Raw genomic sequence first — 15,777 nt, 5'->3', positions numbered from 1 at the left:
CATTGGGGATGGGCGACGGGCACCCAGCGGACGACGCTGTAGCGCACGTCCTCGGGATCGAACTCGGGGTCTTCCTCGGCCGAGGGGTAGGGTCGCGCCTGCACGGCGTTCTTGAAGCCGGCGGCCTCGAAGGCGCTGTTCCAGGCCTCGATGCCCTTCTTCACATAGGGCACCAGCGCGGTGGGGGTGGCCTTGTCGATGTACCAGACCAGCGGCTTGACCGGCTCGCTGATAGGGGCGCCGGGGTCCTTCTTCTCCAGCCGCCAGCGCGTGATGAGGCGCTCGCGGCGGGCTTCCTGCAGGCCGTCGCCGTAGTCCAGCCGCTGCACGCTGAAGAAGCCGACGCGGTCGTCCAGCAGGCGCGGCATCATGGGTTTCTGCGGCAGCTGCACGATGCTGTAGGCCAGGTTCAGCGACACGCTGCGCGCGGGCTGCATGGCCGGCACGACCGCCACACCCGGCAGCGTGGGCATGGGCGTCGGCGAGACGTTGTAGGTCTGCACGGCGTCCACGCGCACGCTGCCGGGGAAGGCCTTGGTCTTCTCGACGTAGCTGCGGCTGCCGTCCAGGTTGCCCCGCACCATGGTGCGGGCGCTGAAGTCGCCCACCTCCGTGTTGAACAGCCGCGTGACCTCGATGACCGGCGCGCCGCTCTTGGCAAAGGCCTCCACCGGGAAGACGGCCAGTATGGCGTCGCGCTGGGACAGGCGCACGGCGTCGGCCAGCACGTTGCCCGGCGCGGTCACGGCGCTGTGCGACACCAGCTGCAGCAGCACGCGGTTCTGGTGCAGCACGAAGCGCAGCACGTCCTGGTTGAGCGTGCGGCCCACATGCTCCTGCCCCGCCGGCACGGCCGTCGCGTTGGCCACCATCAGCAGCGGCTGCTCCAGCAAATCCTTGGGGATCTCGAAGTACAGCTTGTTCTTCAGGTTGTGGACGACGAACAGCCCCTGCTGCGTCTTGGCCTCGGCCGTGATGACGCGGTCATAGGGCTTGGGCTCGCCGGGGTCGGGCAGCGTCACCGGCGGCCGGGCCGGCGCGGTGGGGGCGGACGCCGCCGTGGCGCTGGGCGCCGGCGGCGTGGTGGGCCCCGGCGGCAGCGCCTGCGCCATGGCCTGGCCGGCGGCCAGCGTGAGGGTCAGCAGCGCGAGCCCGGTTCGGCCCAAGGTCTTGTTTGTCATCGCATCCCTGGTTGAGCGCGCCACTCGGTGCGCTGCCTGGATGTTAGGGATGACTCGGCCCCTCAACGCCTCACGGCGCTGAGATTTTTCCCCTCACCAGGCTTTGAAGCGCCCGGTGATGTGCAGCAGGTTCATGAACTGCAGCAGGCCGTCGTAGTAGCGCCATTGGCCGGTGGGCGGGTCCAGCGCCCAGAAGGCGTTGACGAAGGGCGCGGCCTGGGCCTCGTCCACCAGCAGCGCGGCGACGGCATTGCAGGAGATCAGGCCCTTGGACGGTTCGTCGTGCAGCGGCTTGCCGTCCAGCGTGAACAGGTGGACGTAGGGCTGCTGCTTCTGGCCGGCGAAGAAGTTCAAGAGCTTGTGGCTCAAACCGATGGCCGAAGGGTTCTTGCCCCACCAGGCCTGGTCCACGCTCCAGTTCACCGCGGTGCGGAAGGCGTCGTAGCGGAAGTCCTCGTGGCCTTCCAGCACCTTGGGGCGGCCGTCGAAGTGCGCGTAGTCGGGCGTGAGGCCGGTGTGCGGGTGGGCGGCCTTGTTGAAGTAGGCGCGGCTGATGTCGGCAATCTCGCTCCAGCGCTTGCGGTCCTCCGGCTTGGCGGCGCGGCGGGCCCAGATCTCGTAGAAGGCGGGCAGGTGGTAGGACGGGTCGCTGAACTCGGCCGCGTCGCCCACCGGCACGAAGACGACCTGGCCGTGCTTGGGCGAGAACATGGAGCGGGCGCCGTCCTTGATGCCGCCGTTCATCGTCTCCTTGTGCAGCATGGCGGTGAGGATCTCCTGCGCCTGGGCGTTGTAGTCGTACACGCCCTGGCCGTTGCCCCAGCGGCTCGCCGCCATCAGCAGCGCGGTGGCGAAGTACTCCTCGCCGTCGGAGGCGGGCACGGCGTCCTTGCCGAAACCCTGGCAGCCCTCGGGCTTGCACTGCCAGCGGAAGTAGCTCTGGCGCGGGCCCGAGCGGTAGCGCATGTGCGTCCAGGTCCAGTTCCAGATCGCGTTGAACTCGGCTTTGCGGCCCATCTGCACGGCCAGCATCATTCCGTAGGACATGCCTTCGCTGCGCACGTCGTTGTTGCCCACGTCCAGCACATAGGACGCCGGGCCGTCGGGCGTGGCCGCGGCGGGGAAGACGATGCGCTGGTCCTTGCCGCCTTCGAACAGAGACTTCCAGTAGGTGGCGAGCTTCTTGTCGATGTCGGCTTCGGTGATGTCGGAGCGCAGCTCGCGCAGCAGGTTGCGGTATTGGCCGGTCTGGGCGGCCGCCTTGACGACGGGCGCACTGCTGACGATGCCGGACTGCAGCACCAGCTTCTGCACCACCGCGTTGTCGTCCAGGCGCCAGACGCGGATGCGGTGCTTGCCGGCCGGCAGCGTGACCGCCGGCCCACGCAGCACGAACTCGTTGTTGATGACGGCGCGCGACCAGTCCTTCTCCGCCTGGGTGTTGGCGGCGCCGGCGGTGGGGATGAGGTTGAGCGTCAGCGTCTGCGGCTGCTGATCGCCGATGGCGACGGCGATGCGGATGCAGCCGGCCTTGCGCACATCGATGGTGGGCACCATGTGCAGCTGCAGCGTCCAGCTGTTGGCTCCCTGCGTTTCCACCTCGTACTCCACGCGCACGTCATCGGCGACCGTCGTCGCGCCGCGGCCCTGCGGCAAGGCCATGACGGCACCGGCGCTCTGGCCGAGGTTGGGAATGGCGGTCCACGCCAGGCCCTTGGCGTTGTGGGTGCGGACGAACTGCGTGGCCTCGATGACGCGGGGCTCGTTCGGGCCGGTGTGCCTGAAGGGCTTCAGCTGCGCCAGCACCGCGGCCGCATCGGCCGTGCCAGTCACGCGCGTCACGGCCGGCATGATGTTCTTCGCCGGCTGCTGCCAGGTCGTGTAGCCGATGTGGACCTGCAGCATCATGCCGTCCCACTTGCCGCCCGCGATGGCGTGGTACTGGTCGCTGATGGCCTGGTCACGCTTGAAGGCGGCTTCGGCCTGGTCCGCGAAGACGTTGGCGCGCGGGTCGTTCTTCGCCGCCAGCGTGCGGTTCCACGCCACCGCGTAATAAAGGCGGTAGAGGTTGGCCAGCGCGATGACGGGGTGCTCGACGAGCTGGAAATAGGCGTCGAGTTGATCCGGGCGCAGCGCTGCCTTGACCTTCGCGACGCGCGCCTCCAGCGCGTCCCACTCGGCGATGCGGTCGCCGAAGTCGCCGCCGGCCAGCGAGTTGGCCGTCACCAGACCGAGGCGGAAGCTGTTCGCATCCACCAGCTCCGGCTTGCGGCGCGCGGCGTACTGGCTGTAGCGCGTGACCAGCTCGCCGATCTCGGCCGCATGCGCCGCGCCGAATGTGGTGGCCGCCCAATCCTTGGGGTAGGCCTTCAGCGCATCGGCCGTCATGGCCTTGGGCGCCCAGGCCATGTCGAGGAAGAAGTGGATGGGGAACTCCACCGGCTTGATGTCGCCGACGTTGACGATCCACAGCGCATCGGCGCCGTGCTCGCGGGCCAGGTCCATCTGCTGCCAGGTCTTCTCGATCTGGTTGGTGTTCAGCCACTTGTAGTTGCGCGGGCCGCCCACGTAGTCGAAGTGGTAGTACACGCCGTAGCCGCCAGGGCGCTTGGCGCCGGGCTCGGGGAGACGGCGGATCTGGCCCCAGTTGTCGTCGGCGAACAGCAGCAGCACGTCGTCGGGCACCTTCATGCCCTTGTCGTAGTAGTCCTGCACCTCCTTGTAGAGCGCCCACATCTGCGGCGTCTTCTCGGTGGGCTGCTTGGTCACGTCGGCAATGATCTGGCGCTGGTCCTTGACGATGGTCTCCAACAGCGTCGTCGCGGTTTCCTCGCTCATCGGCTCGTCGCCGTCGCCGCGCATGCCCACGGTCACCAGCGTGTCGAAGGCGCTGCCGTCCGGCCGGCCCATCATGCGCTGGATGCCGCCGCGCCAGAACTCGCGCAGGTGCGGCGCGTTCTTCGCGTAGTCCCAGTGGCCGCCCTTGAAGCGCTGCCACTCGTCGTGCGCGCGGGTCATGGGCTCGTGGTGGGACGCGCCCATGACGACGCCCATCTCGTCGGCCAGCACGCCGTTGCGCGGGTCGTCGGCATAGAAGGCGCGCGGCGGCCACATGGCCGGCCACAGGTAGTTGCCCTTCAGGCGCAGCAGCAGCTCGAACACGTGCGCGTACATCTTGGCGTTCGCGCCGCCGAACTTCTTCTCGGCCCAGGTGCTGAGCGCGGGCGCCTCGTCGTTGATGAAGATGCCGCGGTACTTCACGGCCGGCTTGTCTTCGCGCGTGCCGGCGGTGACGAAGAGGTCCGCCTTCTTCTCGACAGGCACGTCCGCCCAGAAGTGCCAGGGGCTGACGCCGATGCGGGCCGACAGGTCGTAGGCGCCGAACACCGCGCCGCGGCGGTCCGAACCGACGATGACCAGCGCACGCTCCACACCCGGGAAGGGCTTGTCGACGACGATCTGGCGGAAGGCCTCCCACTGGCCCTTGAAGTCCTTCAGGTCGGCAGCCTTCAGCTTGCCGCGCCTGGCCAGGTCGTCCAGCAGCGGGCTGCGGCCCTGCTCGGCGATCAGCACCAGCTCGCGAGGCGCGCCGGCGGCACCCTTCAGCAGTGCAGCCTCGCGGCCCGACACGCGCTGCAAATCGGCCGCGAAGCTGCGGCTGACATGCTGCAGCGCCGGATCGGCACCGGCATCGACCAGCACCGCGGCCGGCTGGCCGGCACGCACCAGCCCGAAGCCCTGCCCGGCATCACGTGCGCAGATCGAAGCCGGCGTGTTGCAGGCCAACGCGGCCGCGCCGGCAGACATCAGCCCCAGGCCCAGCACGAGCCGCTTGAACCGGGACAGCAAGGGCCGGGTCCCGGCTTGTGAATTGAACGTCATGACTTCAAATGGTTGCGCGATCATTTGAAGTCTACAGAGTTATAGTCTGATGAATTCCCCTGGGAAACCACTAAGTTCGGGGAATGGACCAATTCATATGATAGCGATAACAGAATGCTTGTCCATCCTCAAATGAAGATGTCGCCGTCACGACGCACCGCCCTCCAGGCGCTGGCCCTGGCCGCTGGCGGCGTGGCGCTGCCCGGCTTCGCGAACCCCGCCGGCAGCGAGCCGACGCTGGACCAACTCGCGCGCGGGCCATCGCTGGATGCGCTGGCGCGCATGAAGGGCCTGCGCTTTGGCAGCACGCTGGGCAGCCTGGGCCGCGCCTCGCGCTTCCACGACACGGCCTACCGTGAGCTCACCGGCCGCGAATGCAGCGTGCTGGTGGCCGAGAACGAGACCAAGTGGCCGCAGATGCGGCCCGACCCGAACAAGCCCTACGACTTTCGCGCGGCGGACGAGATGTTCGCGTGGGCCAAGAGCCGCGGCATGGCGCTGCGCGGCCACACGCTGCTGTGGCTGGAGGCCAAGTGGCTGCCGGGCTGGCTCAATGCGCTGAACTACGGCAGTGGGGATGGCGAGGCCGCCCGCCGCATGCTGGACGACCACATTCGCACCACCTGCAGCCATTTCGGCGACAGCATCGAGAGCTGGGACGTCGTCAACGAGGCCATCGCACCCGAGACCGGCGAGCTGCGCCGCAATGTGTTCTCGGCCCCCATCGGTGGCGTGGAGCAGATCGACCTGGCCTTCCGCCTCGCACGCCAGCACGCGCCCAAGGCCCAGCTGGTCTACAACGACTACATGAGCTGGGGCGGCGGCAACAACGCCCGCCATCGCACCGGCGTGCTGAAGCTGCTGACCGAGCTGAAGCGCCGCGGCACGCCCGTGCAGGCGCTGGGCATCCAGGGCCACATCGGCGCCAACCCCAGCGAAGCACCCGCCCAGCGCACCGCCGAGTGGCGCCGCTGGCTGGACGACGTGATGGCGCTGGACCTGGACCTCCTCATCACCGAGTTCGACGTCAACGACAAGGGCCTGCCCGCCGACTTCTCCCAGCGCGACGCCATCGTGGCCGCCGCCGCGCGCGACTGGCTGGACGTGACGCTGGCCGTGCCGCGCCTGAACCGCTTCCTGTGCTGGGGCCTGGGCGACAAGTACAGCTGGCTGCATGATTTCGACCCGCGCGAGGACAAGCTGCCCAAGCGCCCCCTGCCCTACGACGACCAACTGCGCGCCAAACCGCTGCGCACCGCGATTGCCGATGCGCTGCGCGCAATGCCGGCACGCTGACCTCACCGCCGATCTTTTCCATGACCCTGATTGACAGCACCCCTGCGCAGATCCGTACCGCCTGCGACGCCGCCGCGCACGCCGGCCCCGCCTGGGCCGCCCTGCCCATCACCCAGCGCGCCGCGCACCTGACGACGCTGGCCGACGCGCTGCAGGCCGCCCGCGACACGCTGGTGCCGCTGGCCGACGAGGAAACCGGCCTGGGCGCCGCGCGCCTGAACGGCGAGCTGGACCGCACCGCCTTCCAGCTGCGCGGCTTCGCCGAACAACTGCTCGCCGGCCGCGCCCAGCCGGTGCAGGACGACGCGGCCGTGCCCGGCGCCCCGCCCGCCGGTCGCCCGCGCCTGACGCGCGTGGCCACGCCCCTAGGCCCGGTCGCCAACTTCGCGGCCAGCAACTTCCCGTTCGCGTTCAGCGTGCTGGGCGGCGACACCGCCGCGGCGCTGGCCGCCGGCTGCACGGTGGTCGTGAAGGCCCACCCGGGCCACCCGCAGCTGTCGCGCGCCGTGTTCGAACTGGGCACCGGCCTGCTGCCGGCGGGCGTGCTGCAGATGGTGCAAGGCGCAGGCATCGACGTGGGCGTGAGCCTGGTCCGCGACGAGGCGATTGCCGCCGCCACCTTCACCGGCAGCGTGCGCGGCGGCGTGGCGCTGTGGAAGGAAGCCAATGCCCGCCCGCGGCCCATCCCGTTCTACGGCGAGCTGGGCTCCGTCAACCCGGTGGTCGCGCTGCCCGAGGCGCTGGCCGCCAACGGCGCGGCGCTGGCCACGCAACTGGCCGGCAGCATCACGCTGGGCTGCGGCCAGTTCTGCACCAGCCCCGGCATCGTCATCGTGCGTGACGACGAGGCCAGCCAGGCCTTCGTCAAGCAACTGGCCGAGGGTCTCGCCGCGGCCAACCCGCACGCGATGCTGAACGCCGGCATCCGGGCCGGCTTCAATGCCGGCGTGGCGCGGCTGCACGGCCGCACCGGCGTGAAGTCGCTGCTGGCCCTACCCGCGCGCGAGGCGGCACCGGGCGCGCATCTCTTTGCCACCGATGCGGCGAGCTTCCTCGCCGACGAGGTGCTGCACGAGGAAGTATTCGGCCCCAGCTGCATCGTCGTCACCGTGCGCGACCTCGACGAGACGCTGCGCGTGCTGCAGGCCGTGCAAGGCACGCTGACCGTCACGCTGTGGGGCGCCGACGCCGACACGCCCGACAACCGCCGCCTCATCGCCGGCGCGCAAGCCATCGCCGGCCGCGTGCTGTTTGCCGGCGTGCCGACCGGCGTGGCCGTGACGGCCGCACAGCAGCACGGCGGCCCGTGGCCTTCGTCCACCAACGCGTTCAGCACCAGCGTGGGCTATGCGGCGATGGAGCGCTTCCTACGCCCGGTCGCGCTGCAGGACGCGCCGGCCTGGCTGATCGAAGCGCGAGGCCAGGCATGAGCACGGTCAAGAAGGTCGAAGACCTGCGCAGCGCCCGCTGGTTCGCCAAGGACGACTTCCGTTCCTTCGGCCACCGCAGCCGCGTGCTGCAGATGGGCTACGGCGCCGAGGACTTCATCGGCAAGCCGGTCATCGCCATCGTCAACACCTGGAGCGACGCCAACCAGTGCCACACCCACTTCAAGCAGCGGGTGGAGGACGTGAAGCGCGGCATCCTGCAGGCGGGTGGCTGGCCGCTGGAGCTGCCGGCGATCTCGCTGAGCGAGAGCATGGTCAAGCCTACGTCCATGCTGTACCGCAACTTCCTCGCGATGGAGACGGAGGAGCTGCTGCGCAGCCACCCCGTGGACGGCGCCGTGCTGATGGGTGGCTGCGACAAGACCACGCCGGGCCTGCTGATGGGCGCCATCAGCATGGGCCTGCCGCTCATCTATCTGCCCGCCGGCCCCATGCTGCGCGGCAACTGGCGCGGCCAGGTACTGGGCAGTGGCAGCGACGCCTTCAAGTACTGGGACGAGCGCCGCGCCGGCCGTTTGAGTGACCAGGCCTGGGCCGAGATGGAAGCCGGCATCGCCCGCAGCCACGGCACCTGCATGACCATGGGCACGGCGGCGACCATGATGGGCATCGCCGAGGCGCTGGGCGTCACGCTGCCCGGTGCTTCCAGCATCCCCGCGCCTGACGCCAACCACACCCGCATGTCCGCCGAATGCGGCCGCCGCATCGTGCAGATGGTGTGGGACGACCTGACGCCCGCCAAGCTGTTCAGCAAGGGCAGCTTCCAGAACGCGATCGCCGTGGCGATGGCGATGGGCTGCTCCACCAACGCCATCATCCACCTCGTAGCGATCAGCCGCCGCGCGAACCTCTCCGTCACGCTGGACGACTTCGACGCGGCCAGCCGGCACGTGGGCGTCATCGCCAACATCCGGCCCAGCGGCGACCACTACCTGATGGAAGACTTCTTCTACGCCGGCGGCCTGCCGGCCATGATGAACGTCATGAGGGACAAGCTGGATCTGACGGCCTTGACCGTCAACGGCAAGACCGTCGCCGAGAACATCGAGGGCGCCGAGGTCTTCAACGACGACGTGATCCGGCCTCTCTCCAACCCCATCTACGCCGAAGGCGCGCTGGCCGTGCTGCGCGGCAACCTGGCCCCAGACGGCGTCGTCATCAAGCCCAGCGCCGTCGCACCCCACCTGCTCAAGCACACGGGCCGCGCGCTGGTGTTCGACGACTACCCAAGCCTGAAGGCTGCGGTGGACGATCCGGACCTCGACGTGACCGGCGACGACATCCTCGTGCTGCGCAACGCCGGCCCCAAGGGCGCCGGCATGCCCGAGTGGGGCATGCTGCCCATCCCGACCAAGCTGCTGAAGGCAGGCGTGACCGACATGCTGCGCCTGTCGGACGCGCGCATGAGCGGCACCAGCTACGGCGGCTGCCTGCTGCACTGCTCACCCGAGGCCTTCATCGGCGGCCCGCTGGCGCTGGTGAAGACGGGCGACCGCATCACCGTGGACGTGCCGGGCCGGACCATCCACCTCGAAGTCAGCGATGAGGAACTGGCCGCCCGCAAGGCCGCCTGGACGCCACCGCCGCCCCGCTACGAGCGCGGCTACGGCTGGATGTTCGGCCGCCACATCCTGCAAGCCCATGAGGGCTGCGACTTCGATTTCCTTGAAACCCAGTTCGGTGCCCCGGTGCCGGAACCGGTCATCTACTGACATTCAATTCAAAGGCGACCACAGAGGCACAGAGACACGGAGAAGACTCATGAATTTCTCTGTGCCTCTGTGCCTCTGTGGTTGCATTTCCGGACCCACCTCATGAATCCCGATACCCGCAAAAAGCTGATGGGCGTCAGCACCGCCACGCTGTGCACCGCGCTGTTCAAGCGCGGCCTGAAGAACCAGTTCATCCAGGGCGTGCTGCCGCTGAACCCCGGCCTGCCCAACATGGTAGGCCCGGCCTACACACTGCGCTACATGCCGGCGCGCGAGGACCTGAACGGCATCGAGGTCTTCAAGAACCGCGCCCACCCCCAGCGCGTCGCCGTCGAGGAATGCCCGGAGGGCGCGGTGCTGGTCATCGACAGCCGCAAGGACGCGCGCGCGGCCTCGGCCGGCGGCATCCTCGTCGCGAGGCTGATGGTGCGTGGCTGTGCCGGTGTCGTCACGGATGGCGGTTTCCGCGACAGCCCCGACATCGCCAAGTACACGATGCCGGCCTACCACTCGCGCCCCAGCGCGCCCACCAACCTGACGCTGCACCAGGCCATCGCGATCAACGAGCCCATAGGCTGCGGCGACGCGCCGGTGTTCCCGGGCGACGTCATCGTGGGCGATGCGGAGGGCGTCATCGTCATCCCGGCCCACCTGGCCGACGAGATCGCCAACGAAGCGGTCGAGATGACCGTGTTCGAGGACTTCGTGCAAGAGACCGTGATGGCCGGCCGCAGCGTGCTGGGCCTCTACCCGCCCACCGACCCCGATGTCGCCGGCCTGTTCGCCGCCTGGCGCACCGCCAAGGGACGTTGATGCTGATGAAAGCCGAGAGCCACAGCGGCCAGGCCCAGCTCAAGCGCGGCAACCTGATGGCGATCTTTCGCCAGCTGCGCTTGCACCCGGGCCAGTCGCGCGTGGATCTGGCGAATGCGCTGGACCTGACCAAGTCCACCGTCAGCGCCCTGGTGCGCGAACTCATCGACAACGGCTGGCTGCTGGAGCGCGAGGTGGTCGTCACCGGCGACATCGGCCGCCGCCCCACGCCGCTGTTCGTCGACCCGGCGCGGCTGCTGCTGCTGGGCACGCAGGTGGGCATAGGCCACGTGCGCGTGGTACTGACCTCGCTGACGGGCGAAGTGCTGGCAGCCCGCAGCGCCGGCTACGACACCGAGCTGGAGGTCGAGGCCTGCATCGCGGAGCTGACCCGCAACATGCTGGCCGTGGCGGCCCGGCGCGGCGACGCGCAACGCATCATCGGCATCGGCGTGGGCCTGCCCGGCGGCGTGGACCAGGCCCGCGACCAGCTCGTCTTCTCACCCCATGTGCACTGGCATCAGGTGCCGTTCGGCGCGCTGCTGCGCGAGGCGCTGCACGGCACGCCACTGGCCGGCGTGCCCGTGTTCATGCAGAACGATGCCGACGTCGCCGCCCTGGGCGAGACCGAGTTCAACCCGTCGCCCACGGCCGACCCGCTGCTGCTGGTGCTGGTTGGCGAAGGCGTGGGCGCGGGCCTCGTGGTGGGCGGCCGGCTGCTGACCGGCGCGCGCGGCCTGGCCGGCGAAGTGGGCCACATGGTGCTGCAGATCGACGGCCCGCGCTGCTCCTGCGGCCGCCGCGGCTGCGCGGAGGCGCTGATCGGCAACCGGGCGCTGATGCGGCAGGACGGCGATGCACCGGACCTGGCCCGCGCCGGGCAATACCTCGGCGTGCTGCTGCAGAACCTGGCCGTCGCCTACGACCCGGCCTGCATCGTGCTGGGCGGCCCGGCCGTTGAACTGGGCGACGCGCTGCTGGCGCCCGTGCGCGCCACGCTGCAGGACTACGCCCAGGCGGCGCGCATGCCCGAACCCACGCTGCGCGTGGCCCGCTTCGGCGCCGACGCCATCGCCGTGGGCGCCGCCGCGCTGGCGGGCTACCGGCTCACGCAGCCGACGCTGGGCTGACGTTCAATCTGGGGCGTCCAGCACTTCGCGCAGCCGCGCGGCCAGCTCGTCCAGCGTGAAGGGCTTGCCGATCAGGTGCACGCCGGGGTCCAGCACGCCGTTGTGCACGACGGCGTTGCGCGTGTAGCCGGTCGTGAACAACACCTTCAGGTCGGGCCGGCGGCGGCGCGCCTCGTCGGCCAGCTTGCGGCCGTTCATGCCGGGCATGACCACGTCAGTGAACATCAGGTCGATGTCGGGGTGCGCATCGATGAGCTTCAGCGCGCCTTCGGCGCCATCGGTCTCCAGCACGCGGTAGCCCAGCTCCTCCAGCGCCTCCACGGACATCAGCCGCACGGCCTGCTCGTCCTCGACGACCAGCACCAGCTCGCGGCCGTCGCCGTGCAGCGCCGCCGCGGCACCTTGCGCCTGTTCGTCCTCCGCGGCGGCGCCCAGTTGACGCGGCATGTAGAGCTTGACGGTCGTGCCCTGCCCCGGCTCAGAGTAGATGCGCACATGGCCGCCCGACTGTTTGACGAAGCCATAGACCTGGCTGAGCCCCAGACCCGTGCCGCGGCCCACTTCCTTGGTCGTGAAGAAGGGGTCGAAGGCCTTGGCCATGACCTCGGGCGACATGCCGCTGCCGGTGTCGGTCACGGCAATCATCACGTACTGGCCCGGCTGCAGCCCGAGGTGGTCGGCCGCGTAGCGCTCGTCGAGATGGCAGTTGGCGGTCTCGATGGTCAGCCGGCCGTCGCCGTCCAGGTCGTCCATCGCATCGCGGCCGTTGACCGCGAGGTTGAGGATGGCGTTCTCCAACTGGTTGGGGTCGGCGTTGGCGCGCCACAGGCCGCCGGCCAGTACCGTCTCCAGCTTCAGGCTGCCGCCCAGCGAGTGGCGCAGCAGGTCCGACATGCCGGCCACCAGCTTGTTGACGTCCAGCGTCTCGGGCTTGAGCGGCTGCTGGCGCGAGAACGCGAGCAGCCGCTGCGTCAGCTGCGCGGCGCGGCGGGCGCCGTTGCGGGCCGCATCGACGAAGCGCATCGCGCGCGCATCGTGCGACAGGAACTTGCGGTCCAGCAGGTCCAGCGAGCTGATGACGACCGCCAGCATGTTGTTGAAGTCGTGCGCGATGCCGCCGGTCAGCTGGCCCACGGCCTCCATCTTCTGCGCCTGGCGCAGCGCGTCCTCGGCCTTCAGCCGCTCGGCCACCTCGGCCGTCACGCGGCGCTCCAGCGTGTCGTTCAGCTCGCGCAGTGCGACCTCCGCGCGGTGGCGGCTGGTCACGTCCTGGAACAGCACGGCCACCTGGCGGCGCTCCAGCGGCTCGACACGGAAGGCGGCCAGCTCCAGATAGCGCCCCGTCGCCACCAGCTCGCGCTCGAAGCGCACCGGCTCGCCGGTCAGCAGCACGCGGCGGTAGATCTCTACCCAGCCCTCGGCCTCGTCGGGCACCATCTCGCGCACCTTCTGGCCGACGACGTTGGGGATGCCCGCATTGGCCAGGTAGGCCGGGTTGGCGGACACGTGGATGTAGTCGCTCATGGGCCCATGCGGGCCGTCCAGGAACTCGATGACGCAGAAGCCCTCGTCCATGCGCTCGAACAGCGTCTGGAACTGCTGCTCGCTGGCGCGCAGCGCGGCCTCCGTGGCCTTGCGGTCGCTGAGGTCCAGCATCGCGCCGATCATGCGCACGGCGCGGCCCTCGTCGTCGCGCAGCACATAGCCGCGGTCGAAGATGTCGGCATGGCTGCCGTCCAGCCGGCGGAAGCGGTAGCTGCCGGTCCAGGCCGTGCCGGTGCCGGCGATGACGGCGTGGATGTCGGCGTCGATGCGCGCACGGTCGTCGGGGTGGATGTGGTCCAGCCACCACTGCGCGCTGGTCTCGGCCTGCGGATGGCCGAACAGCGCGCCCAGCGCGGCGTTCCAGACCACATGGCCGTCGGCCAGACGCCAGTCCCAGATCGCGTCGTTGGTTGCCAGCGCAACCAGGCGGTAGCGCTCGGCCATCTCGGCCTGTTCCAGCCGCCCCTCGGCCACTGCCACCTCATGGTCGGCCAGGCGGCGCTGCGTGGTGACCTTCTCGGTCGTGTCCCACACGGTGCAAACCAGGCCGCACACCACGCCCGACTCGTCGCGCACCGGCAGGTAGGAGAACGTGAACCACGCGGGGCGCGGCGCGCCGAAGCGGTCCACCAGCAGCGGCATGTCCTCGCGGTGCACGCCCTCGCCGGCCATCGCGGTGGCCAGCAGCGGCGCGACGTCGCTCCAGATCTCGCTCCACACCCGCTGCAGCGGCGCGCCCTGGGCGCCCGGGTGCTTGCTGCCCAGCATGGGCGCGTAGGCGTCGTTGTAGATCAGCGTGAGTTCCGGCCCCCAGGCCAGCCACATGGGCACCGGCGAGTCCAGCACCAGCGACACGCTCATGCGCAGCGCGGCGGGCCAGCGCTGCGGCAGGCCCAGCGGGGAGTGAGCCCAGTCGTGGCCGCGCAGCAGCGCATCGGTGGGCGTGGCGCCCCGGAAGAGGGACAGACCGTCCGGCGCCATCCCGGCCGCGCCGGCCTTCATACCGCTGTGTGTCATCGTCAGCCTGTCCGCGAGATGCACCCCCGCGGATGCCGGAGCAGTATCACACGCGGTTCAGCGCTTCATCGACCAGGCCACGCGCCTCGGCCAGCAGCGTCTGCAGGTGGACTGCGTCGCGGAAGCTCTCGGCATAGACCTTGTAGATGTCCTCGGTGCCCGACGGCCGCGCGGCGAACCAGCCGCTGGCCGTGACAACCTTGACGCCGCCAATGGCAGCGCCGTTGCCGGGCGCCGCCGTCAGCACGGCGGTGATGGGCTCGCCGGCCAGCGACGTGGCCTTCACGTCGGCGGCCGTCAGCGCGGCCAGGCGGCGCTTCTGCTCGCGCGTGGCGGCGCCCTCCACGCGGTCGGCGTGAGGTGCGCCCAGTTCGGCCGTCAGCGCCCGGTAGCCGTCGCCCGGATCGCGGCCGGTGCGGGCGGTGATCTCGGCGGCCAGCAGCGCGGCGGCGATGCCGTCCTTGTCGGTGGTCCACACGCGGCCGTCGCGGCGCAGGAAGGAGGCACCCGCGCTCTCCTCGCAGCCCAGGCCCAGGCTGCCGTCCACCAGGCCCGGCGCGAACCACTTGAAACCCACCGGCGCATCGAACAGCCGTCGGCCGCGCCGCGCGGCGACGCGGTCCAGCAGCGCGGTCGTGACGACGGTCTTGCCCAGTGCCGCGTCCGCGCCCCAGCCGGGGCGGTGGCTGAACAGGTAGTCGGCCGCGACGCTGAGGTAGTGGTTGGGCGGCATCAGCCCGCTGCTGGGCGTGACGATGCCGTGGCGGTCGTGGTCGGGGTCGCAGGCGAACGCGATGTCGAAGCGGTCGCGCAGCGCGGTCAGGCGCCGCATCGCGTTCGGCGACGACGGGTCCATGCGGATCTTGCCGTCCCAGTCCAGCGTCATGAATGCGAAGCTCGGGTCCACGAGGTCGCTGACGACGGTCAGCGGCAGCCGGTAGCGCTCGGCGATGGCCCGCCAGTAGGCCACGCCGGCGCCGCCCAGCGGGTCCACGCCCAGCCGGATGCCGGAGCCGCGGATGGCGTCGAAGTCGATGACCTGCGCCAGCGCCGCCACGTACTGCGCGCAGAAGTCGTGCTCGTGAGTCGTCGGCGCGGCCAGCGCGCGCTCGGCGTCCATGCGCTGCACGCCGGCCAGCTCGTGCTTCAGATACGCGTTGGCAGCCGCCTGGATGGCCGACGTGATGTCGCTGTCCGCCGGGCCGCCATGCGGCGGGTTGTACTTGAAGCCGCCGTCGCGCGGCGGGTTGTGCGACGGCGTCACGACGACGCCGTCGGCCAGCGCGCTGCCGTCGCGGCCCGCGTTGTGTTCCAGGATGGCCAGCGACACGGCCGGCGTCGGCGTGTACTGTCCGGCCGGCGCCAGCATCACGTCGACGCCGTTGGCGGCCAGCACCTCCAGCGCGCTGCTGACGGCCGGCGCGGACAGCGCATGCGTGTCGGCCCCGAGGAACAGCGGGCCGGCGATGCCCCGCGCCTTGCGGTGGTCGCAGATCGCCTGCGTGATGGCCAGCACATGCCATTCGTTGAAGGAGCCGTCCAGCGCCGAGCCGCGATGGCCCGAGGTGCCGAAGCTGACCTGCTGCTCCGCGCTGCTGGAGTCGGGCCGGCGCGAGTGGTAGGCCTCCTGCAGCGCCTCCACGTCAATCAGCACGTCGGGCGGGGCCGGCTGGCCGGCGAGGGGGTGGGGGGCGTCGCTCATTCGGTCAATGCTGCAGTTGGGGATGCCGATTCCGCGGCCCGGGTCCGCACC

8 protein-coding genes and 1 pseudogene are annotated in these 15,777 nt (G+C 70.2%); 5 read left to right on the top strand and 4 right to left on the bottom strand.

What is annotated here, in order from left to right:
- Nucleotides 1–260: 260 nt before the first annotated feature.
- Both J2X21_RS01750 and J2X21_RS01745 read right to left on the bottom strand, forming a co-directional pair.
- A pseudogene (locus J2X21_RS01750) lies at nt 261–1,112 on the bottom strand (DUF5117 domain-containing protein); the annotation flags it as partial.
- A gap of 162 nt (nt 1,113–1,274) precedes the next feature.
- Entirely contained in the window at nt 1,275–5,030 is a 3,756-nt protein-coding gene (locus tag J2X21_RS01745) for a glycosyl hydrolase family 8 (protein WP_310324105.1), read from the bottom strand.
- 165 nt (nt 5,031–5,195) lie between these two features.
- On the opposite strand from J2X21_RS01745, the gene J2X21_RS01740 reads away from it, so the two are divergent.
- The 5 genes from J2X21_RS01740 (at nt 5,196) to J2X21_RS01720 (ending at nt 11,462) form a co-directional block, all read left to right on the top strand.
- Entirely contained in the window at nt 5,196–6,359 is a 1,164-nt protein-coding gene (locus J2X21_RS01740) for an endo-1,4-beta-xylanase (protein WP_310324103.1), read from the top strand.
- A gap of 20 nt (nt 6,360–6,379) precedes the next feature.
- The gene (locus tag J2X21_RS01735; protein ID WP_310324100.1) at nt 6,380–7,789 is read left to right on the top strand and encodes an aldehyde dehydrogenase (NADP(+)); all 1,410 of its coding nucleotides are present in this window, start codon (nt 6,380–6,382) and stop codon (nt 7,787–7,789) included.
- Complete coding sequence (gene araD / locus J2X21_RS01730) at nt 7,786–9,519, top strand: L-arabinonate dehydratase (RefSeq protein ID WP_310324096.1); 1,734 nt, start codon at nt 7,786–7,788, stop codon at nt 9,517–9,519. Before J2X21_RS01735 ends, araD begins: the two co-directional genes overlap by 4 nt.
- Before the next feature lie 102 nt (nt 9,520–9,621).
- Nucleotides 9,622–10,332: a ribonuclease activity regulator RraA gene (locus tag J2X21_RS01725; RefSeq protein WP_310324093.1), complete on the top strand. Its 711-nt coding sequence runs from the start codon at nt 9,622–9,624 to the stop codon at nt 10,330–10,332.
- Entirely contained in the window at nt 10,332–11,462 is a 1,131-nt protein-coding gene (locus J2X21_RS01720) for an ROK family transcriptional regulator (RefSeq protein ID WP_310324091.1), read from the top strand. The genes J2X21_RS01725 and J2X21_RS01720 overlap by 1 nt, the downstream gene beginning before the upstream one ends.
- A 3-nt stretch (nt 11,463–11,465) precedes the next feature.
- On the opposite strand, the gene J2X21_RS01715 is transcribed toward J2X21_RS01720, so the two are convergent.
- Both J2X21_RS01715 and pgm read right to left on the bottom strand, forming a co-directional pair.
- Nucleotides 11,466–14,024 (bottom strand): PAS domain-containing hybrid sensor histidine kinase/response regulator, encoded by a 2,559-nt coding sequence (locus J2X21_RS01715; protein WP_310324088.1) that lies wholly within the window; start codon nt 14,022–14,024, stop codon nt 11,466–11,468.
- A 46-nt stretch (nt 14,025–14,070) separates the two neighbouring features.
- Nucleotides 14,071–15,726, bottom strand: coding sequence for a phosphoglucomutase (alpha-D-glucose-1,6-bisphosphate-dependent) (gene pgm, locus J2X21_RS01710; protein ID WP_310324085.1), 1,656 nt, complete (start codon nt 15,724–15,726; stop codon nt 14,071–14,073).
- Nucleotides 15,727–15,777: the final 51 nt, after the last annotated feature.

It is taken from the genome of Roseateles asaccharophilus (assembly GCF_031458115.1).
GTDB classification, from domain to species: Bacteria; Pseudomonadota; Gammaproteobacteria; order Burkholderiales; family Burkholderiaceae_C; genus Pelomonas; species Pelomonas asaccharophilus_A.
This window is presented reverse-complemented; position numbering and strand designations above follow the sequence as displayed.

What these genes read in the sequence shown, in the direction of transcription:
- J2X21_RS01740 (WP_310324103.1), top strand. Translation starts at nt 5,196, where the DNA reads ATGAAGATGTCGCCGTCACGACGCACCGCCCTCCAGGCGCTGGCCCTG.
- J2X21_RS01735 (WP_310324100.1), top strand. Translation starts at nt 6,380, where the DNA reads ATGACCCTGATTGACAGCACCCCTGCGCAGATCCGTACCGCCTGCGAC.
- araD (WP_310324096.1), top strand. Translation starts at nt 7,786, where the DNA reads ATGAGCACGGTCAAGAAGGTCGAAGACCTGCGCAGCGCCCGCTGGTTC.
- J2X21_RS01725 (WP_310324093.1), top strand. Translation starts at nt 9,622, where the DNA reads ATGAATCCCGATACCCGCAAAAAGCTGATGGGCGTCAGCACCGCCACG.
- J2X21_RS01720 (WP_310324091.1), top strand. Translation starts at nt 10,332, where the DNA reads ATGCTGATGAAAGCCGAGAGCCACAGCGGCCAGGCCCAGCTCAAGCGC.
- J2X21_RS01715 (WP_310324088.1), bottom strand. Translation starts at nt 14,024, where the DNA reads ATGACACACAGCGGTATGAAGGCCGGCGCGGCCGGGATGGCGCCGGAC.
- pgm (WP_310324085.1), bottom strand. Translation starts at nt 15,726, where the DNA reads ATGAGCGACGCCCCCCACCCCCTCGCCGGCCAGCCGGCCCCGCCCGAC.